This is a genomic window from Mucilaginibacter hurinus, from assembly GCF_003324525.1.
In the GTDB taxonomy this organism is placed as follows: Bacteria; Bacteroidota; Bacteroidia; order Sphingobacteriales; family Sphingobacteriaceae; genus Mucilaginibacter; species Mucilaginibacter hurinus.
On the sequence record NZ_QGDC01000001.1, the window covers coordinates 392589 to 413024 of the forward strand.

The 20436-nt window shown below is 41.1% G+C and carries 21 protein-coding genes; 17 read left to right on the forward strand and 4 right to left on the reverse strand.

Translation table 11 applies throughout. The annotated features are described in order from the left end of the window. Positions 1 to 10: 10 nt before the first annotated feature. Positions 11 to 520, forward strand: coding sequence for a hypothetical protein (locus DJ568_RS01675; protein ID WP_114003491.1), 510 nt, complete (start codon positions 11 to 13; stop codon positions 518 to 520). Between the two features lie 13 nt (positions 521 to 533). On the opposite strand, the gene DJ568_RS01680 is transcribed toward DJ568_RS01675, so the two are convergent. Next, a complete protein-coding gene (locus DJ568_RS01680; protein WP_114003492.1) occupies positions 534 to 797 on the reverse strand; it encodes a hypothetical protein in 264 nt (87 codons plus the stop codon). Positions 798 to 1022: 225 nt separating this feature from the next. Here DJ568_RS01680 and DJ568_RS01685 point away from each other — a divergent pair, with 225 nt between their 5' ends. Genes DJ568_RS01685 through DJ568_RS01700 form a run of 4 tightly spaced genes read left to right on the forward strand, consistent with a single transcriptional unit; the run spans position 1023 to position 4495 of the window. Beyond that, positions 1023 to 1832 carry an MlaE family ABC transporter permease gene (locus tag DJ568_RS01685; RefSeq protein ID WP_114003493.1) on the forward strand — a complete coding sequence of 270 codons (810 nt, stop codon included), beginning with the start codon at positions 1023 to 1025 and terminating at the stop codon, positions 1830 to 1832. A gap of 4 nt (positions 1833 to 1836) precedes the next feature. Continuing rightward, complete coding sequence (locus DJ568_RS01690) at positions 1837 to 2610, forward strand: ABC transporter ATP-binding protein (RefSeq protein WP_114003494.1); 774 nt, start codon at positions 1837 to 1839, stop codon at positions 2608 to 2610. 20 nt (positions 2611 to 2630) lie between these two features. After that, on the forward strand, positions 2631 to 3617 hold the full coding sequence (locus tag DJ568_RS01695; protein WP_114003495.1) for an MlaD family protein: 987 nt from the start codon (positions 2631 to 2633) through the stop codon (positions 3615 to 3617). Between the two features lie 5 nt (positions 3618 to 3622). Further along, positions 3623 to 4495, forward strand: coding sequence for an endonuclease/exonuclease/phosphatase family protein (locus tag DJ568_RS01700; RefSeq protein ID WP_114003496.1), 873 nt, complete (start codon positions 3623 to 3625; stop codon positions 4493 to 4495). A 16-nt stretch (positions 4496 to 4511) separates the two neighbouring features. Here the strand turns inward: DJ568_RS01700 and DJ568_RS01705 are convergent, their stop codons facing one another. Then, positions 4512 to 4997: a hypothetical protein gene (locus DJ568_RS01705; protein ID WP_147238689.1), complete on the reverse strand. Its 486-nt coding sequence runs from the start codon at positions 4995 to 4997 to the stop codon at positions 4512 to 4514. 276 nt (positions 4998 to 5273) lie between these two features. Here DJ568_RS01705 and DJ568_RS01710 point away from each other — a divergent pair, with 276 nt between their 5' ends. The 4 genes from DJ568_RS01710 (at position 5274) to DJ568_RS01725 (ending at position 7636) form a co-directional block, all read left to right on the forward strand. Next, the gene (locus tag DJ568_RS01710; RefSeq protein WP_114003498.1) at positions 5274 to 6191 is read left to right on the forward strand and encodes a DUF6263 family protein; all 918 of its coding nucleotides are present in this window, start codon (positions 5274 to 5276) and stop codon (positions 6189 to 6191) included. A gap of 69 nt (positions 6192 to 6260) precedes the next feature. Then, on the forward strand, positions 6261 to 6758 hold the full coding sequence (locus tag DJ568_RS01715; RefSeq protein WP_114003499.1) for a sigma-70 RNA polymerase sigma factor region 4 domain-containing protein: 498 nt from the start codon (positions 6261 to 6263) through the stop codon (positions 6756 to 6758). Next, entirely contained in the window at positions 6742 to 7227 is a 486-nt protein-coding gene (locus tag DJ568_RS01720; protein ID WP_114003500.1) for a hypothetical protein, read from the forward strand. Before DJ568_RS01715 ends, DJ568_RS01720 begins: the two co-directional genes overlap by 17 nt. A 4-nt stretch (positions 7228 to 7231) precedes the next feature. Beyond that, positions 7232 to 7636: a hypothetical protein gene (locus DJ568_RS01725; RefSeq protein WP_114003501.1), complete on the forward strand. Its 405-nt coding sequence runs from the start codon at positions 7232 to 7234 to the stop codon at positions 7634 to 7636. Positions 7637 to 7659: 23 nt separating this feature from the next. Here DJ568_RS01725 and DJ568_RS01730 read toward each other — a convergent pair whose 3' ends face one another. Both DJ568_RS01730 and DJ568_RS01735 read right to left on the reverse strand, forming a co-directional pair. Further along, on the reverse strand, positions 7660 to 8889 hold the full coding sequence (locus DJ568_RS01730; protein WP_114003502.1) for a multidrug effflux MFS transporter: 1230 nt from the start codon (positions 8887 to 8889) through the stop codon (positions 7660 to 7662). Positions 8890 to 8994: 105 nt separating this feature from the next. Then, entirely contained in the window at positions 8995 to 9456 is a 462-nt protein-coding gene (locus DJ568_RS01735) for an SRPBCC family protein (RefSeq protein WP_158534849.1), read from the reverse strand. A gap of 236 nt (positions 9457 to 9692) precedes the next feature. Here DJ568_RS01735 and DJ568_RS01740 point away from each other — a divergent pair, with 236 nt between their 5' ends. The 8 genes from DJ568_RS01740 (at position 9693) to DJ568_RS01775 (ending at position 20436) form a co-directional block, all read left to right on the forward strand. After that, on the forward strand, positions 9693 to 10670 hold the full coding sequence (locus tag DJ568_RS01740) for a GlxA family transcriptional regulator (RefSeq protein ID WP_114003504.1): 978 nt from the start codon (positions 9693 to 9695) through the stop codon (positions 10668 to 10670). A gap of 83 nt (positions 10671 to 10753) precedes the next feature. Next, the gene (locus DJ568_RS01745; RefSeq protein ID WP_114003505.1) at positions 10754 to 11050 is read left to right on the forward strand and encodes a glycine zipper domain-containing protein; all 297 of its coding nucleotides are present in this window, start codon (positions 10754 to 10756) and stop codon (positions 11048 to 11050) included. A 177-nt stretch (positions 11051 to 11227) separates the two neighbouring features. Next, entirely contained in the window at positions 11228 to 12373 is a 1146-nt protein-coding gene (locus DJ568_RS01750; RefSeq protein WP_233496600.1) for a BamA/TamA family outer membrane protein, read from the forward strand. 262 nt (positions 12374 to 12635) lie between these two features. Further along, entirely contained in the window at positions 12636 to 12992 is a 357-nt protein-coding gene (locus DJ568_RS01755; RefSeq protein ID WP_114003507.1) for a response regulator, read from the forward strand. A gap of 723 nt (positions 12993 to 13715) precedes the next feature. Continuing rightward, complete coding sequence (locus DJ568_RS01760) at positions 13716 to 14114, forward strand: response regulator (RefSeq protein WP_233496601.1); 399 nt, start codon at positions 13716 to 13718, stop codon at positions 14112 to 14114. A gap of 155 nt (positions 14115 to 14269) precedes the next feature. Next, the gene (locus DJ568_RS01765) at positions 14270 to 17449 is read left to right on the forward strand and encodes a tetratricopeptide repeat protein (RefSeq protein WP_114003508.1); all 3180 of its coding nucleotides are present in this window, start codon (positions 14270 to 14272) and stop codon (positions 17447 to 17449) included. 8 nt (positions 17450 to 17457) lie between these two features. Continuing rightward, positions 17458 to 19242, forward strand: coding sequence for a porin family protein (locus tag DJ568_RS01770; RefSeq protein WP_114003509.1), 1785 nt, complete (start codon positions 17458 to 17460; stop codon positions 19240 to 19242). A 39-nt stretch (positions 19243 to 19281) separates the two neighbouring features. Beyond that, a complete protein-coding gene (locus DJ568_RS01775; RefSeq protein WP_114003510.1) occupies positions 19282 to 20436 on the forward strand; it encodes an HU domain-containing protein in 1155 nt (384 codons plus the stop codon).

The window sequence follows — 20436 nt, forward strand, 5'->3', positions numbered from 1 at the left end:
TTATCTGTGCATGAAGATATTTTACGTGATTATCACCGCCTTATTTTTTGCTGCCGCCATTGTTAGCAACACTGGCTGTAAACGGGGCACCATAATAGAAATTGATACCATAACCAATACAAAACCAACGGGCGGAAACAGTGAAATTTCCTGGAAAAAGAATGGAGTATCTGAAAAAGCGGCATTAGTAACTACTGTGTATGATACCAATAGTAATGTTATCCAAATAGCAGGTATTTTTGGTGAGCCGGCTGATGGTGCTGTAAGCATCACGTTAAACGCTCCGCAGGTTGCAGATTTCAATATTGAGCCGGGCGTAATTTTCTCCTACAATACCTCAACCACTGATGCAAATCAGCAATACCTTGGGGAGACCGGAACTGTTAAAGTAACCTCACTTACGGCCGATCGCATTGAAGGCACATTTGAAGCTCAGTGTAAATCCATTAATGGTACAGGCACAGTAACTATTACTGAAGGAAAATTTTCGTGCAAAATTGTACCGTTAACCGCACCTTAAAATTTCCCGCTATCTAATCATTAACAGGTGAATCAGGATTGAGCACGTATTCAAACTGTTCGTGCCCGTTATGAAATATAAACTTCAACCGCTCTTTCGGTATTGTAATATCCAGCGTTAAACCGGCAATTGTATTAGGTATATTATCACGTATTAGCTTAAGGTCGGCGACGTTAGGCATGTCAATAAAAATGCCCTCGCTGGTATCCTCAATTTTCCATCCCTGCAAGTTAGCACGTTGCAGTATTTGCAGCCATTTTTGTTTGTAAGCTCCCATTTGCTTTTGTGTTTTACATTATAATAACCATAACCACAGAAAGTTTTTAATTTTTATACATAGGCCGCTTTGTAACAATTTTGATTTAAGAAAAATTCAGCCTGGCTAATCATCCATAGCAATGTCAGCTAAATTTAATATTCAATAGGTTCAAACAACTCAAAGCTGATTTTGTAATGTTATGAATATTAAGTATACACTATAAGTAATACCTTTGCCCCATTGATGGATAAAGCAGGTACCACCACTTCGCGAGAAAAAAAACCGGGTTCAAGTTTAAAAAAACGGCTCACCAACGTATTTGTAGATTTATACAAAGTGGGCTCGTTTACCGGACGGTTTTTTAAGGAAGCTTTTTTGCCGCCTTTTGAATTAAAAGAGTTTATGCGGCAATGTTATGAAGTAGGTGTGCGCTCCTTCCCGTTAATTTCGTTAACCGGGTTTATAGTGGGCTTTATTTTCACCAAACAATCCCGGCCGTCGTTAACTGACTTTGGTGCTACATCATGGCTGCCTTCGCTGGTATCAATAGCCGTTTTAAAAGCATTGGCTCCACTTGTAACCGCCCTGATAGCGGCGGGTAAAGTTGGCTCAAGTATCGGCGCGGAATTGGGTTCGATGCGCGTTACCGAACAAATAGACGCAATGGAAGTGTCAGGTACCAAACCCTTTAAGTTTTTGGTATGCACGCGCATACTGGCAACAACAATAACAATTCCTTTGCTAGCAACTTATTCGGCGCTGATTGCGCTTGTAGGCGGCTTTTTAAACGTTGCGCAAAATGAGGGCACAAGTTACTCGGCATTTATGCAATCGGCTTTTGAGCCCATTACGTTTACTGATATAACAGCCTCGCTGGTTAAAGCTATTGTTTTTGGCTTTACCATCGGCCTGGTAGGCTGTTACCAGGGTTATAACTCTAACAAAGGCACCGAAGGTGTGGGTAAAGCAGCTAATAACGCGGTAGTAATAGCTATGTTCCTGGTATTTATTGAAGAAGTATTAATTGTACAAATAGCGGGCTGGTTCAGGTAAAAAGATGAAACACACAGCGGCAAATATCGACCATAACAACGCGGTAATTAGTATCCGGGGGCTTGAGAAATCCTTTGGGGACTATGACGTACTGCGTGGTATTGATCTTGATCTATATCAAGGGGAAAACCTGGTAGTGCTCGGCCGGTCCGGTACGGGAAAATCAGTACTTATCAAACTGATATCGGGTTTGTTACGACCAGATAAGGGCAGCATTAAAGTTTTAGGTAATGATGTTTTGATGCTCAGCACCAAAGAATTACAGGAGCTTAGGATACGTATTGGTTTTTCATTTCAAAACAGCGCCTTGTATGATAGTATGACTGTGCGAAAAAATCTTGAGTTTCCGTTAGTGCGTAATCGTAAGGGCATAACCCGCGGAGAGATAGATAACGCTGTTGAAACAGTACTCGACGCCGTGGGGTTGTCGCAAACCATTAATCAAATGCCATCTGAACTTTCAGGAGGTCAGCGTAAACGTATCGGTATAGCACGTACGCTGATACTTAATCCTGAAATAATGTTGTATGATGAACCAACGGCTGGCCTTGACCCTATTACCTGCATTGAGATTAATGATCTGATCAATGAAGTTCAGCAAAGATATCATACCTCATCTATCATTATCACACACGACCTTACTTGTGCGAAAAGCACGGGCGACAGGATTGCGATGCTTTTAGATGGCCAATTTCAGCGCGTGGGAAAATTTGATGAGGTATTTGCAACAGACGACGAACGGGTTAAGCCGTTTTTTGATTATAATTTTATACAATAGATATTAAACATACCATCAACATGGATGCTTCGGAAAGAAAAAAAGCGGTTTTTGTAGGCATATTTATAGCTCTCGGGTTATTAATATTTGTAGTGGGCGTGCTTACATTAGGTAACTCGCAAAAGGCCTTTGTAAAAAGCATACACATCCGCTCAAGATTTAGCGACGTTAACGGTTTAAAAAAAGGTGGCAACGTATGGTTTTCAGGAGTGAAGGTGGGCACCATTAAAGAGATAAGCTTTGCCGGCATGTCGCAGGTTGATGTTGTGATGAATATTGACGCAAAGGTGCAGGAGTTTATTCACCGCAACGCGGGTGTGCGCATAAGTTCAGACGGTTTTATAGGTAATAAAATAATTGTGATTGACGGTGGTACGCCCAACGCACCTGTTGTGCAGGACGGTGATTTTCTGCAATCAGAAAAATTACTTTCCACCGAAGACATGATGGCTACATTACAGCAAAACAACCAAAACCTGCTGGCCATTACCAAAGACTTTAAACAGCTAAGCCATCAAATTTTACAAGGACAAGGCACTGTTGGCGCATTATTGGCCGACAGCACCATGGCTGTGCAGCTGCGTAATGCCATGAGAAACCTGGAAGCTACTACAAAAAGCGCCTCAAACATGGCCGTCCAGCTTAACCAGTTTAGCCAGAAAATGAACACTAAAGGTGGCTTCGCCGATAACCTGCTAACTGATACCGTTACCTTTAACCGTATCCGCGGAGCTGTTACCCAGTTGCAACAAGCGGCCGCCAATGCCAGCACTCTTACCAATAACTTGAATAAAGCGAGCGACAAGCTCAACAGAACCGATAATGCCTTGGGCATATTGCTTAATGACGGTAAATCGGCAACAAAGGTGCAAAGTACTATAAATAACCTTGAAGAAAGTTCAGTTAAGTTGAATGATAACCTTGAAGCGTTGCAGCACAATTTCCTGCTACGCGGTTTTTTTAAAAAACGTGAAAAAGCACGTGCTGACAGTGCGAACAACAGGTAATAATAATGAATGCACTAAGGGCTATTATTGTAGTTGTTATACTGGCCGCCAACTTATCATCGGCAGCGCAGCAGTTAAGAGTTGCTACCTATAACATTCGCTATAAAAACGCTAATGATTCATTGCAGGGAAACGGCTGGCATCAGCGTTACCCGGTTATAGCTAAGCTTATTCAGTTTCACGATTTTGATATATTAGGTACACAGGAAGGCCAGTACGTTCAGCAGGAAGACCTGCTGAAATCGTTGCCCGGGTATACCTATATCGGAGGCGGCCGCGACGATGGCAAACAAGGTGGCGAATATGCCTCCATCTTTTATAAGATTAACAAATTTAGTTTACTAAAGCAGGGCACTTTTTGGTTTGCACCGGTTACAAGCAAACCTGCTAAAGGTTGGGACGCCATGTACCCGCGTACGTGCTCATGGGCGCAGTTCAGAGATAAAAAGAGCGGTTTTAAATTTTATTTTTTTAACCTCCACTTAGACCACGTAGGAGTAAAAGCCCGGCTTGAAAGCGCAAAACTGTTGCTTGTTAAAATTAAGGAAATTGCTGGTAAAACGCCTGTTATAATTACCGGCGATTTTAACGCCGACCAGCACAATGAAACTTACTCTTTGCTGAACACATCTGAAGTTGTAAGAGATGTATATGATCTTTCGCCGATAAGATACGCTACAAATGGCACTTTTAACCAGTTTGATCCATCCATGCACTCTACCAGGCGTATAGACCACATTTTTGTTACGCCGGGATTTAAAGCACAGCGTTTTGCCATTTTAGGCGATACCTATTTTGGACCTTCCACCGCGGGCGCTACGCCGCAACTGCGATTACCGTCTGATCATTTCCCGGCAATGGTGGTGCTTCATTATTAACCGGGTTAATTTGCCGTTATCCTGCTTGCTTGGTTACATAAATTTGCTGCGACGTCTTAATTAAGGCATCCATACGGCTCACAACTTTATCTGCATGATCTAAATTTGTTTCCAGTGCTGTAATTTCCTTATCAATAGCTTCGCTATTGCCACTAGCGCCTAATGCTTGTAAAACACCGTTTTTGTTTTTTTCAAGAAAACAGATGATATTATTAAAAAATGATGCTTTCTCTTTCATTAGTTCTTCACAACCATCTATTGTAACTAAATCTCGGCCCGTACTGCCGCTATCGGATACCTTTCTGCTGTTTACCAAACTAATTAATTTACTGTAATGCAAACCTAGCTTTGCAAAAATCTCACTCATTTCGTTATCCATTGAGCGGATTGAAAAACATTTTTTGTATCTCTCGTAATGACTAAACGCCTGCTTGGCTTTATAAATTGATGTAATGTATTTATTATAAATATGATATGATGCCATAGGGTTGATATTTTCCATTGCCCACATATAGCTAAATATTTGCCAGTATGGATAAAACCTTTGATATGTGTGCAGATATATCAATTTAACTCCGTTATGTTCTAAAATTAACCAAAAGTTCAATAACATTTCATCATAATTAACAATTGCAAAGCACCATGTAATTGTAGTTTATACACAATTGGCCAATTTGTTCATTATTGTCTACAATTATCCATATTGTTCATGTTTTTAACTGCAACGAAAGAGCCACATAACTGTAAACACTTTTAACCTCTTTTAATATATTTGTTAATGAAATATCTGTGCACCTGTATCCTGTTGTCAATAATTTCATTGCAGCAATCAATTGCACAAAAAATACCGGTGACACTAACTTTAGCGTTGCAAAAGGTATACAGGTTCAAGGCCTCTTCTAAAACAACTACGGTACAATATATTAATGGAAACAAGTTGGAAAATGAACTATCAACAGTTGCTACAATAACGTTTGCAGTGGTAGCCAAACAAGATAGTATGTATACCCTTGCAGCAAAGTATGATAGTTTATATCTAAAAATAGATTTACCAGTGGGATTCATAGAAGCGAGTTCGACAATAATTGCAAATGACATTTATTCGCGTGCGCTGGCGAAGCTTAAAGGAAAACAATTTTTAATCAGGTTAAATACCCAAGGGCATATACTTAAGGTGAATGGCTTAAATGATTCGCTTACGAATGCTGTGCTGAATTTACATGAGATCCCTGCCGATCAACGCGAACAAGCTTCTAAACAACTGCTTCAATCATTTGGCGCCGATTCGTTTAAAAGCATGGTTGAGCCATACACCTACATCTTCCCACTGTTGCCGGTGGCTCTTAACAACACCTGGGTTATCAATCAATCTTACGGGGCGCCTGTACCGGTAAATGCACGTAGCCTTTACCGGCTAAAAGCAATAACACCAAAAGAGTTTGCAATTGAAGGCACATCTTTACTTACCGATAATGATGAAAGCAAATCTGAGCTCAATGACATGCCAATACTATACACTCTGGGAGGCGCTATGTCAGTAAATTTAAAAATTGACAGAGCGGGTGGCTGGATAAAACAAGCCAACGTAACCAGTTCAATAAAAGGCAATATGCGAATAATTGATAATGCAAACTTGCCCGGCGGAATTTTAATACCTGTTAGCATTACCAGAGACATTTCTGTAAATGCCCAATAAGCCCGGCGTACATTTTTGCCTTATTTAATAAACTATATTTATATTTGAAGTGCTTTAATTATCAAATATTTGAATACTCGTTTACAACATTTACAAACCCCTGCGCAACTTAAAACCAATGCTGTGCAAGGCTTATACAATAAATATGCTGGATTGTTGCTTGGGTACATTGATAGTGTTGTGAATGACGGGGAACAGGCTGAGAAATATCTTATTGAAACGTTTAATGAAGTTGCGATGCGTTTTGAGGAATTTTCAAAACTGCAAGGTAGCGAGTACTGTAAACTGCAATTGATAGCACGCAAAAAATTATGGACTTTTTTTAACAGCTTGCAGCAATGCGACGTTGCCGAAACTATCAAAAAAATTGCAGGCTCTGCATTTGATAAACACATTTCGCAAATGAGCGATATGCAACAAAAAGTTTTTTGCGGCGTGCATTATCACGGAAAAAACACAGCCACGTTAGCCGCCGAACTCAACACAACAGAACCAGAGATAAGGAAAGTACTAAAGCAGGCCTTCTCGATCATCAGAAATAACAGCGGAGATGCAGGAGTATATTAACAGCGGGATATTGGAAACCTACGTACTGGGTTGTGCTACCGAGCAGGAAGCAAAGGAAGTGTTGTATATGATGGAAAAGCATCCCGAAGTAAGAGATGCATTAAGGGAACTGGAGGCAGACATGGAGCGTATTGCCGGCAACATGGCCATCACTCCGCCTGCCGGTACCTGGAATAAAATTGAAAAAGAAATAGACGAAATAGAGCTTCGCACTCCGCGTGAACCGGCTATATACAGTGATCCTGGGCAAAAAGCCCCTTCAAACAAGCCCACATCCGATTACATTGACATCGAGTCAGAGTCGACCCACATGCGTGTGCATAAAGGCTGGAAGTGGGTGCTGCTGGCGATATTTGTACTGGGGAAAATATTTCTTGGCTTTGCCATTTATTATTACTTCGAAAGCCGGCAGGCTAAAGAACAGGTTCAAGACTTGAAAACTGAACTGAAGCAACTGAAATCCAATTAACATTATGTTTAAAGGGTTTGCATCACCGGCGTTTGTTATAATCATTTTACTTTTTTCGGCCTGCAAGTCGTCTATAAAACCCGAGGCACTGTATGGGAGATGGAATTACATTAAAGTATTTAAACCCGAGGCCAATCCGGTAGATAGCGTTTCGCGTAGTGAACTTGAAATAGAGAAGCCATATATCGAGTTTGGCAAAGACAATAAATTACTTATAATATGGGGCGGTAAAGTATTGTCGCATGGTACATTTACAACTGACGGCGATAATATTCATTTTACTGAAAAGCTTGAAGGAAATCAAACCCGAACATTTCCATTTTATGTATCACAATTAACAGAAAAGATTATCGTCTTTGAAACGCTTGGTGTTGATGGATCGCGGGTAATGGCCGTGAAGTCGAACTAATTGTTGCCAAACCAATTGACTGCTTAATGTATTGTTAGCGGCACCTCGCCGTCAGGCGTTATAAAGCGGCCATTATTTACTTTTAGGCTAATAACTAATACTAAAAATGCTATTACCGAAGTAATACATATAACGCCTGCCAATGGCGTTACTGATATACTATCAAAAAAACTAACGCTCATAGATACCAGTGCGCCTATACCCAACTGTGATGCGCCCAACAGCGACGACGCTGTGCCTGCATTTTTTGAAAACGGTGCCAAAGATAACGCTGCCGTATTGGGATTAGTAATACCAATGGTGCATAAAAATAAAAATATTACAGCAACGGTGCCGTACAACTCCAGACAACCGCTTGCTGATAACACCAGGAATGCTACACCGATAAGTGCCTGAGCTGATAATGAAACATTTACGATTTGTTGGCTGCTGTAGCGTTGTAGCAAAAGGCTGTTAAGTTGACTAGCACCAATAAAACCTACTGATAACGCAGCGAATATCCAACCATATACCTTATCATTAAGGCCGTATACCTCCATAAATACCAGCGGAGAACCCGCTACGTAAGCAAAAAGGCCTGAAAACGCGAACGCTCCCGTAAAAGCATAGGTATAAAACTGGGGCGTTTTAAGTACTTCCCAAAAACCCTTAATTATAGGCACGGGTTTAAGTGATAAATTTTTATCTGGCACATAAGCGTCAGGTAAAAAGAATAGTACGCTTAATAATATCACTACGCCCATTAAGGCCAGTATAATAAATACCCATTGCCAGCCCGGCCCCGCTGTAACATACCCCCCCACTGTGGGTGCAACCATTGGCGACGCACCTACTACCAGCATCAGTAACGCAAAAACCTTTGCGTTCTCACTTACCGGAAACAGATCGCGCACCATTGCCATGGAAGCCACAGCTGCTGCACAGCTGCCTAACGCCTGAATGATGCGTAACACTATTAAGCCTTGTAATGAAGTAATACTAGCGCAGCCAACTGATGCAATGATATAAATTAACAAACCGATATAAAGCGGTTTCTTACGGCCAAACTTATCCAGTAAGGGCCCGTATAATAATTGCCCAAACGCCAAACCGATAAAAAACGCTGACAGTGACAGTGCTACACCCGCTACATCGGTATGCAGAAACCTGGCTATCGCCGGAAAACCCGGCAAGTACATGTCAATGGAAAATGGCGGCAGGGCGGTTAAAGACCCCAGTATAAGTATTAAAAAAAAATGGCGTTGCCTGGTCATGAAATATATTTGCTAAACTTTTACTTTCATCCTGACTATAAATATGCGTGTTTAAATTTAAGCCGGGGCAAATAACCATAACTAATGTAAACTAAAAATCCGGCGCTAACCATTTACAAGGCCATGCAACTCGCCCCAATTCTCTCTCCGGTTTTCGTCAAGGCGGCCCTTGCCTGTTTCACAGTAGTTCTTAAGCATTAAAAGATGCCTGGCCCAGTGAAAATTACATATCGAAAAATACTCGGTTTGCGCCCTCCATCCATCGTGCCTGAAGTTTAATATTACAGCGCCGTTCTGTTCGGTTATATCAAAACTTATTGTTGTGTTTTGCCATTCGTCGGTCAACAGGCATTTCCATGCTACATAACTATGTGGTTGAAGAGCGGTGATCTGCATTGGTGTAATTCCGCCCTTGCCTTCATCAAACTTGTTTATAAAACCAATTTCAGGCTTAACGGTAGCCTTTGTTATCCACCACTGGGTTAACCCCTCTTGCTGGGTAACGGCGTCATATACCCGTCGGGCACTTGCTTTTATCCATACCTGATGGGTGATAGCCTCCATCATTGCACTGTTTGTGTAATGATAGCAATTTAAGTTAAACAACATGAACCTAAAATTTGAGCGTGTGTGACAATAATGTAAGCAGGTGCTCAGGGCATACAATTGTGTTACCGCGCTTCACCTGCTAATTTATTACACAAAATTACAGTAATCAATCAGGCTACTAATGGCAAATAATGTCAATAAAAGGGGGCAAACACGACAAAAAAATTTATACATTAGTTTACTAAAACCTAAGAATGATAAACATAGCCCTGCTGTATACAAATCAGTGCCGCCCTATAAGTATTGCCGCAATACTTGACATTTTTGAAAGTGCCAACCAGTATTATACGCGCAGGCTTGAACCGCCGGTGTTTAATATTCAAGTAGTGAGCAATCAGCACCAACCGCTTAGCGTGCATAACAAGTACACCGTAAATAAAATAAGTGATGCCGGCCAGGCTAACCTGATATTGGTACCGGCATTTACGCCCGATTATGCCGATATAGGCGATGCTATAAGGCTTAACAGCGATTTTATCCCATGGGTACAGCAGCAATATCATGACGGCGCGGAGGTGGCCAGTTTTTGTACAGGTGCGTTTCTGCTTGCTGCAACAGGGCTGCTAAATGGCCGAAAGGCTACAACCCATGTGCTGGCAACTTATGAACTTGCTAAAAATTTTCCCGAAATAAACGTGCAGCCTGATAATGTTGTTACGCATGAGGCCGGCGTTTATACAAGCGGGGGTGCTACCAATACCTTCCATTTATTATTGCTGCTTGTTGAAAAATTTTGCGGGCGCGATGTAGCTGTGCAAATTGCCAAGCTGTTTGCTATCGATATGGACCGCGACAGGCAGAATTATTTCGCAACGTTTTTACCTACTAAAAACCATACAGATACACTTGTCGCCGATGCTCAGCAACGTATGGAAACGTTATATCCAAAGCCGGCCACCGTTGAAGAGATAATAGGTGATATTCCTTCCAGCAGGCGCAATTTTGTGAGGCGCTTTAAACATGCTACAGGTATTACCCCTATTGAATACCTGCAGCGTACGCGGCTTGAAGGGGCAAAAAAGCTTTTGGAAAAAACCAATCAAAGTATAACCGAGGTAATGTATAATTCAGGCTATAACGATGTAAAATCATTCAGACAATTGTTTAAAAAAGGTGTGGGTCTTACTCCTAAAGAATACAGAGATAAATTCAATAGCATAAAAAACAATTAACAACCACCTAATTAGCAATAACTTACATACAACCAATTCATATTGGCGTATTATTTGCTTTACACGTTAGAAAATAATGAGCCATGAAAAAATTTGCAATATGTACAAGCCTGGCCATGGCGTTACTACTATCGGCAGGCGAAACTGCCTCGGCGCAGCAAACTCCAAAAAAAGATATAAGCCCGCAAGGTAAAGGTGCAATTATAGGCGGTGCCGGCGGTGCCGTGGTAGGTGGCATTGTTGGCGGCAATGTTAAAGGCGCGCTGATAGGTGGCGCGTTAGGGGCAGGTACCGGTTATGTTATCGGAAACGAAAAACGTATGAATAAAGAAAAAAAAGCTGCCACCTACAAAAAAAGCACAGTGAAAAAAAACCAATAGGCATTGAATAAACAGCACCGCAAATAACGGTGCTGTTTATTTTTAATGTTATATTACGTACCTGAAATGTGTGGAGATTAAACGGATTTGCCGTTTTATCCGTTTACCTGCTTTATGTCTAAATTTCTACTTACGGCCTTATTGCTTCTCCCCTGTTGCCTTTGGGCGCAACCTAAGATGATAAAGGACACGACTAATACAGATACCCTTGACAACCAAAGAGACTTGATAGATGTTGCGCGATCGTTATTTAATGTTCGCCCGCGCACGATAAAGGCAGAAAAAGATAAGTCTGTTTACTTCTCGTTTTTGCCGGTATCGTCAGCGGTGCCCGGCGGAGGCAAAGCCCTTTTTACATCAACAACTGCCGGATTTTACCTCGGTGACAGAAATACAACCTATATATCAAGCGTTACATTTGCCCCATATTTTAATTTTAAAGGTCGTTATGGCTTGCCTGTACGTTCAAATATATGGCTGAAGAATAACTCTTGGAATATTTTAGGCGACACCCGCATACTAATATATCCCCAATACACCTGGGGGCTGGGCGGAAGACGCGACAATAATGATAAAATACTTCTTGACTACAATTATATACGGCTATATCAAAGCGCGCTTAAACGAATACAACCCTATTTTTTTGCCGGAATTGGATACAACCTGGATTATTATATCAATGTAAAGACTGATAATCCGGGTGAAGTTGAAAAATTCACGGGCTATACTTTCGGAACAGGTAAAAACTCGTTCTCATCCGGCGCAAGCATTAATTTGCTTTATGATACGCGCAATAACTCTATTAACCCATTGCCGGGAGTATATGGTAACATTATATACAGGTTTAACCCGCGCATACTCGGAAGTATTGATCATTGGCAATCGCTTTATATTGATGTGCGTAAATATATCTCGCTGAACCCGGCAAGTAATAAAAAAAACGTTCTCGCTTTTTGGTCATACTACTGGACATCCCTTACCAACGGCACTCCTTACTTAAACTTGCCAAGCATTGGCTGGGACCCGTACCAGCGTTCAGGCCGCGGAATAGAACAAAACCGGTATCGTGGCGAAAAATTGTTTTATTTTGAAAGTGAATACCGTAGCGATATAACCCGTAATGGTCTTTTTGGTTACGTTTTATTTGCAAGTGTTAATTCAGTAAGCGAACCAAACAATAACCGGTTTGCTTTTTGGCATCCGGCCGCCGGCGCTGGCCTGCGTATTAAGTTTAACAAAAAGTCGGGTACAAATATTGGCATTGATTACGGATTTAGTAAAGGCTACTCGGCAATCATGGTTAATCTAGGCGAAGCATTTTAATTTGTAACAGAAACATTACGCCTTTTAAATAAAGTTTAATAGACTAAAAATCTGCTTTCCATAACTCACAACTGGGTTTTTTCTTGTACGTACCACTTTGAGTAATCCCATGTTTAATACAACAAAAGGGTATTTTTATAAATTTTACTATTTTTGCTTGCTGATATACGAATAATCGGGCATAAAACTTTTCGCCTTTACCGGCGCCGTCATAAGCTACATACTTTTATCTTTCTTCGCTTATCCGCTTTATAAAATTAAAATGTTAAAACGTATTTTAGTACTTGACGATAATAGCGACATCCTTGATGTTGTGCATGAAACTTTAACCTACGAAAAGTTTGAAGTGAAAAGCACAGGAGATGGCGATGATGTAATGCCACTTGTAGAGGAATTTAACCCCCATCTTGTTATTCTTGATTATCGTTTATCAGGCGCAAATGGCGGCGAAATTTGCCAGCGCATTAAAACACATCCGCGTTTTAATAATATCCCGGTAATCATTTTCTCAGCATATGTTAATGACGGCAATGAATTGGCCGCTTATGGTTGTGATGCCATTATAAATAAACCTTTTGATTTGGGTGAGTTGGTCGAGAAGGTGAATAAACTTATTTAACAGGTAACACATTTTACCAACAGTTCCTAAAAATAAAGCCCGAACTTCCCTCTTATTCAGCACGTGATTTAAAAAATCACAAACTTTTATCCATTTTAAGCGGAGATATTTGATTCTTTTCAAAGAAACACTTAATAAAAAGTTAATATTTTAATAATGGCTTAACTATTTTATTAATTTAATAACTTTTTTATATTTGAAATATGTAATTGAAGCTGTCCTAATAATACAAACACTCACTAATTGTATTTAATATGGAAAAAAAGACAGATGAAAAACTCAAAATTCAGCCTGACGCCAAAAAAACTGTTTTGTGCCCCAAATGTAATACAGAAATAAACAGTCGTACCCCCAGAGGGGCATTTGTAAAAACATTCTTGTTTTGGTTGCCTATAAAAAGATATATGTGCTACAAATGCTCGCGCAAAACATACGTATGGGGATAATTATGGTGTTTATTTAGACGGTATACCCATCTCCCAACCTTTCCTGCACCAGGCAGACGAAAGAAAGAACCACTATTTACCTGATGCGCCAACGCCTTCATTCCGGTCAGAACTAATAATTGGCTGTCCTAAGCCTTCACTATTGTTCTTATAAATTTCCTTCGGCAAAAACAAACTTGTTAGCACACATGTCAGAATCAAAATGATCTATATAGCTAAATTAAAGTTACTATTATACAGACAATTGGATTTTTGGTACAGCGTTTGTAAAATGCTAATGAAAGACATTTTAAAAAGCGGGGTTATGATAATGAGGCGAATATTGGCAGTAGATGATAATAGCGAGATACTTGAGATACTACAACTTATACTAGAAGATTACGGATATACCGTTGATACGCTCACAGACGGGCATTATTTATTTGATAGAATAAAGGAAAGCATGCCTGATTTAATACTTCTTGATGTAATGCTGGGCGATATGGATGGACGGGAATTGTGCAAGGAGGTTAAGAGCGGCGAATTTACACATGGGATACCTGTGGTATTGCTATCGGCCACCTATGAAATGACCGAAAATGATAAGATGAAATACGGAAATCCTAACGCTTTTATAGCTAAGCCGTTTGACATAAATGTGTTGATTGATGTTGTGGAAAGGCAACTGGCAGCCTAAATAACGCTCCCTTTGTCATTACATCTATATTTTTCAACACGCATACCATACACTACGATATAATCGTTAAAAATCTGTTTTCCACACTTGTTAATTACTAATGTGGATTGCATCTTTGCCGTTTAGCTATTTTAGCAGTATCGATAGTGTACTTTATGATAAAACTTAAATATATTTTACTGCCTGCAGCAGTATTGTTGGCCTCAACGTCACAAGCACAGCAAAATCCTTCATTTCATATTTATAAAACCTATCATACAGCGCTTGACCTGCTTGATAAAGGCAAGTATGTGGCTGCGGCAGAGCAGTTCAGGCAGGTTGAAGATGCAAAGCTAAAAACATCTGCCCAGGCTAAGTTTGAGTCAGAATTGTCGCTAATAAAAGAGAACTCTTATTATTACGAAGCAGTTTGTGCGCTCGAATCAGGAAGCGATGATGCAGAAAGCCTGTTTCAGAAGTTTATAAAAGAGCATCCGGAAAATCCTTTAACCAAACTGGCCTATTTTCAGGTTGGTAAGTCGTACTTTAAACAGGGCAAGTATGTTGAAGCGCTACAATGGTTTAATAAAGTTGAAGACGGCGAATTAAGCGGACGTAACCACACTGAATATAAATTCAGAAAAGGATATGCTTACTTTGTTACCGGCGATTATACCAACGCCCAAAAACAATTTGCCGAGGTTAAAAATAAGCGCTCACCTTTTACTGAAGATGCAACCTACTATTTTGCTTATATTTCTTATCTTAATAAAGATTACCAACTGGCACTGGCAAACTTTGAGAAACTAAAAAATTCAAAAAAGTATGAAGCAAGCTATCCCTATTATATAACAGCAGTTTATTTTTTAGATAAAAGGTATGATGATGTATTGAACTATGCCATTCCTATAATTAATAATACCAAACAACAGCACGAAACAGAGATGCTGCGCATAATTGGCGCATCGTATTTTGCTAAAGCCAACTACCCGCAGGCTGTAAGTTACTATAGCCGTTTCCAGGATCAGGACAAGGGTAAAACTGAAAACACGCAGGACAGTTACCAGATAGGCTATGCCTTATACAAAACCGGCAACTATCAAAAGGCGTCAACTGAGCTAAAGAAACTTGTTGGGCAGAACGATATTTATAGCCAAAGCGGTAATTACACCCTGGGCGATGTATTTTTGAAGCTGAATAATAAACAAAGCGCGCGTAATGCATACCTCACCGCTTCAAGACTGGGCTTTGACAAGCAAATTCAGGAAGACGCTCTTTTCAATTATGCTAAATTATCTTACGAGCTGGATTTCAATACCCAGGCCCTTGAAGCTACACGCACTTACCTTAAAAACTATCCTAACTCACCCCGTACTGATGATGCTAAAATATTGTTGGGCGAGGCGCTTCTGAACTCACGCAATTACAAAGAGGCTGTAGAGATACTTGAGCCCATACCCAATAAATCAATCAGCGCACAAACAGCCTATCAAAAAGTAACCTATTTCCGTGGTTTGGAATTTTATAACGAACGCGCTTTTGAAAATGCCATAGGCATATTCCTGCGATCGTTAAACTCCCCTATTGACCGGAGGACCGAAGCATTGACTTTGTATTGGATGGCTGAGGCTATGTACGAAGTACGTAAGTACAACGAATCGGTTGAAACATTTGAGAAGTTTTTAGCCCACCCCGAGGCTAAAGAAACAAGTGTAAGCAACTATGCAAATTACGCGCTGGCATACGCGGCTTTTGGCGGTGAACAGTACAGCAAGGCTGCACGATACTTTGAGCGCTTTTTGCAAGGGCCGGAAAAAGATCAAAGCACCGTTAACGATGCCATAACACGGGTAGCTGATAGCTATTTTGTAATGAAGAGTTATGGCAAAGCTATGGAGTACTATAACCGTATCATAGCACAGCGCAGCCCCGGTGAAGACTATGCGCTGTTTCAGAGAGGTGTAATACAGGGTTTACAGGGCGCGCATGATACTAAAATAGCTACCCTGAACGATGTACTGGCAAAGTTTCCAAACTCTGATTATGCCGACGATGCTTCATTTGAGATAGCTTACACTTACTTTTTGAAAAACGACGGCGACAGGGCGAAGACTGATTTGCAGGCTATGATTCAAAAGTATCCGCGAAGCAGCTATGTGCCGCGTGCATTGGTAACCATGGGCCTGATAGATTACAATGCCCACCGCGACGACCAGGCCGTTGAATCGTTTAAGCGCGTGATACAGGATTACTCATCTACCGATGAAGCAAGGCAGGCGCTTAAACAAACTGAAAAAATATATACCGATAAAGGTGACGCGCAAACCTTTATAAACTACGCGGGCACTACATCCATAGGCAACTACACTACTGCCGAGCAGGAAAGCATTATGATAACGGCCGCTAACAACTTGTATTTACGTAGCGATTGGCAGGGAACCGTTGGCGCGGTAAACGCTTACCTTGATAAATTTCCGACGAAACAGATATATGCTAAGCAAGCAAGGTTTATACGCGCGCAGGCACTTGTAAACGTAGGTCGTTGGCAAGAGGCCGTGGTGGATTACAATTATATCCTGAACGACTGGACCAGCGCCTATACTGAAAAATCGTTGATTGCCATGGCGAAGTTATATATGTCGCAGAAAAAGTATAATGACGCGGTGGTATTTTTAAAAAGGCTTGAAACCAACTCTGAGTACAAAGCCGATTACACCTTTGCTATAAACAACTTGCTGGTTAGTTATGACCAGATGGAAATGCCCGATGATGTATTGAAATATGTAGCGCTGGTGCGGCAAAATGAAAAGTCGGCACAGGAAGATAAATTCAAAACGGGCTTGTTCGCCGGTAAAGCGCATCTACAGCTAGGTGATACCACAGCAGCAGTAAATGAATTTGATTATACGGTAGCCAACACTAAAACAATAGCGGCGGCCGAGGCCAAATATAACATCGCTCGTATTGAATACTTGCGCGGCAAATATAAAGCATCGCAAAAAACATGTTTTGACCTGGCGAAGGAGTTACCTAATTACGATTATTGGGTTGCCAAAACGTTTATTTTACTAGCCGATAATTATACAGCCTTAAAAGATGATTTCCAGGCCAAAGCTACGCTACAAAGTATTATAGAAAATTACAAAGGTAACGATGATATACTGCCCGAAGCCAAAGCAAAACTTGCAAAATTAAACGGCAGCAAAGTTACCCAGGCACCGGCGGTGGCTGAACCGCAGCAACAACCTGCGGCCGAAGAAGCGACTAAAGATGAAACTACACCTGCCGAAGCGCCCAGTGAGGAAACTGCCGCTCCGGAAGAAACAAAACCAGAAACACAGGATAACAAAGAATAATAAAAGCAATGAAATTCAGATACACCTACATATTGGTTACCATATTGATGGCATTTTACTTTGTTCCTGTTAACGGCCAGGTGAAAAACAAAAAAGCAGCGCCTAAGAAAGCCGTGCCTGTATCGCAATCAACGGCTAAAAAGCTTGGCGACGCAGCCGCCCAAATAACGCAGGACACATCAAAAAAATCCAATACCAAAACTGAAGGCAGCAGCCTGTCAGAAGAAATTATTGTAACAACCCAATACAAGCCCGTTTTAGCTGATGCGGTTAAAATACGCCGCAATCCGGACTTAGAGGATAAAACACCTTACAAAGCACCGCTAAGCTATACTACTTTAGATAAAAGGCTTCAGAAAGACAATGAAATTCAGCAGCTTGAAGCCATGAAAAGGCCTGCCGAACGCGATTCGGTACCTACAAATAATTATGCCAGAGCAGGTGTAGGCAACCTGAAAACCACTTTTGTTGAGGGATACTTTGGCAATGGAAAGGATGAAGCGCTGCAAGTTGGAGGCTATGTAAAACACTTTGCCCAAAGCGGAACCATGTTTGAAAAGCAAAACGAGAGCAGGAATGAGATAGGCGTATTTGGCAAAAGCATTATGGCCGAGAATACATTGAGCGGACGTATTGACTATCGCAGGCGCGGAACATATTTTTATGGTTTTAACACTGATGTAGCCACGCCTCCTGTATTTGACCCGCAAAAACAGACACTAAGTACTATAAGCGCGGAAGGCGAAATAGCTAAAAACTATCGCGACGTTGAAAACGATTTTACCTATGCTTTAAAATTTAAAGGATATGTATTTAGCAATGCTTACCAGGCAAGAGAAAATAATGTAGTGCTTACCGGTTTCCTGAACAAAACCGTTAAGCAATTTTATGCAGGTATGGCGGCCTCGCTTGATCTTGGCACCCAAAAAGATAGTCTGTATTCATACAATAACAGCTTGATACGGCTAAACCCCTATTTAAAATTACAGGGCGACCGGTATAAAATTGATGCAGGCGTTAACATTGTGAAAGAATTTGGTTTTGGTAACCGGTTCTTTATTTTCCCGGCTGCTAAGCTTGAGTTCCAGGTGGTGCCTAAGTATATACGCTTGTTTGCCGAAGCCAAAGGCGACGTAAACAAAGCTTCTATACGCGACTTCTCAGAAACAAATCCTTTCATTGGCGAAAATATAGCTATCAAGAACTCGGTTGAGCGGCTAGCTATCAGTGTAGGTTTAAAAGGTACGCTGGCGCCAGGCCTTGGCTTTAAGGCGACAGTATTCCGCAACAATGTTAAAAACATGGCTATGTTTGTTAACGGCTTCGCGTCTGATTCTGCCGGCAACAATAAGTTTGGGGTTATCTATGATGATGGCGATACACGGGTAAGCGGGTTCAACGGCGAACTTGATTTTAAAGCGGGCGACGACCTTAATATATTCGGACGTGTTGAATTCAGGGATTATCAAACTTCTACTGAAGAGCAAGCCTGGAACCTGCCCAAATTTAAACTTACCGCAGGGGCAATTATCCGGATAAGCAATAAAGTAAATATTAATGGCTCATTATTATTCAGGGGCGATACAAAAGACCGGTTTATAATTCAAAATGAAGTGCAACCGGTAGCCATTAAATCTATAGTTGACTTAAATGGAGGAGTTGAATATAAGATAACTAAACAATTATCAATATTTGCGCAGGTGAATAACATCCTCAACAACTCAAACGCAACCTGGCTGTATTACAACAACTACGGATTTAATATATTTGGCGGCGTTGGCTATGCCTTTTAAGTTTTTTGAAATTTTATAATTAAACGTACTTTTACGGGGATGGATTTATCCTATTACTTAAGCGAAATACTGGAACAGCGGGGTGAGGTTAATGTACCGGGGTTAGGCCGTTTTGCTAAAGTACGCGTTGCCGGTTATTTTAATGAGGCAGAAGAAAAATTTTATCCTCCGCGTAACGAAGTACAATTTAATACAAAGGCTGTTGATGTTAACGACGATACCCTTGCGAATTATATTGCCGGAAAAAAAGACATATCACCAACCTCAGCAAAATTTTTTGTATCCCAGTATGTTACTACAGTGCTGCAGGATGCTGCAATAAAAGAAGTGCAGGTGGGTGAGCTTGGGTGGCTTGGTAACGACGGCTTAGCTCTTGCATTCCGATCAAAAATTGCCGATCCTGCATATTTCGGGCTGCCGGTTGTGGAGGTGCATAAGGTTGACAAACTACCCATTGAGCCCGAACCGATTCCGGAGCTATCTATGACTATCGCATCGGAGAATAAGCCTGAGCCTTCGTCTGAGATAACCGAGATACATGTGCAAAATGATACGTTTGAAGAGGAAGAAGCAGATGAAGAAAAACGCGGCTTAAATGTTAAATTGATAGCCATGATAATTGCCGGTATAATTGTGCTGGCTACCGTTGGGTTATATATATATGACCCATCTATATTTGGCAACCAGCAAAAAAGAAAACCGCTGGTACCTATAACTTCCACATCGTCACCTGCAATTGCCGACACAACGACCAACTTAAATACAACTACAGACACGGCTGCAAATGCTGCGCCGGCGATGACGGATACAGCTAAAAACAGTGCAACGCAGAACCAGGTAAACCAGCCTGCCGTGCCGCAGGTGCCGCTTGATCTTGACGCGCCTACCCAAAAAATTGTAATTGACCAGGCAGTAAAGGCTGCTACCGCTCAAAATACCGACGAACTACCATGGCAATCAACATGGGCTATTATTGGGGGGACTTTTTCAAAACAGGAACAGGCCGAAGATGCTGCGGACGAGTTTAAGGCGCGCAGCATTGACGCCCAGGTTATAGGCGACAAAAAAGGCCGGAAGAAATTTGTAGTTATCGGCACTTATCCTTCACAAACCGAGGCTGCAAATGCACTTAAAGAGTTGAAAAAATCCCGAAAGACCCGGAAAGACATTTACATAAAAGAATTTAAAAAATAA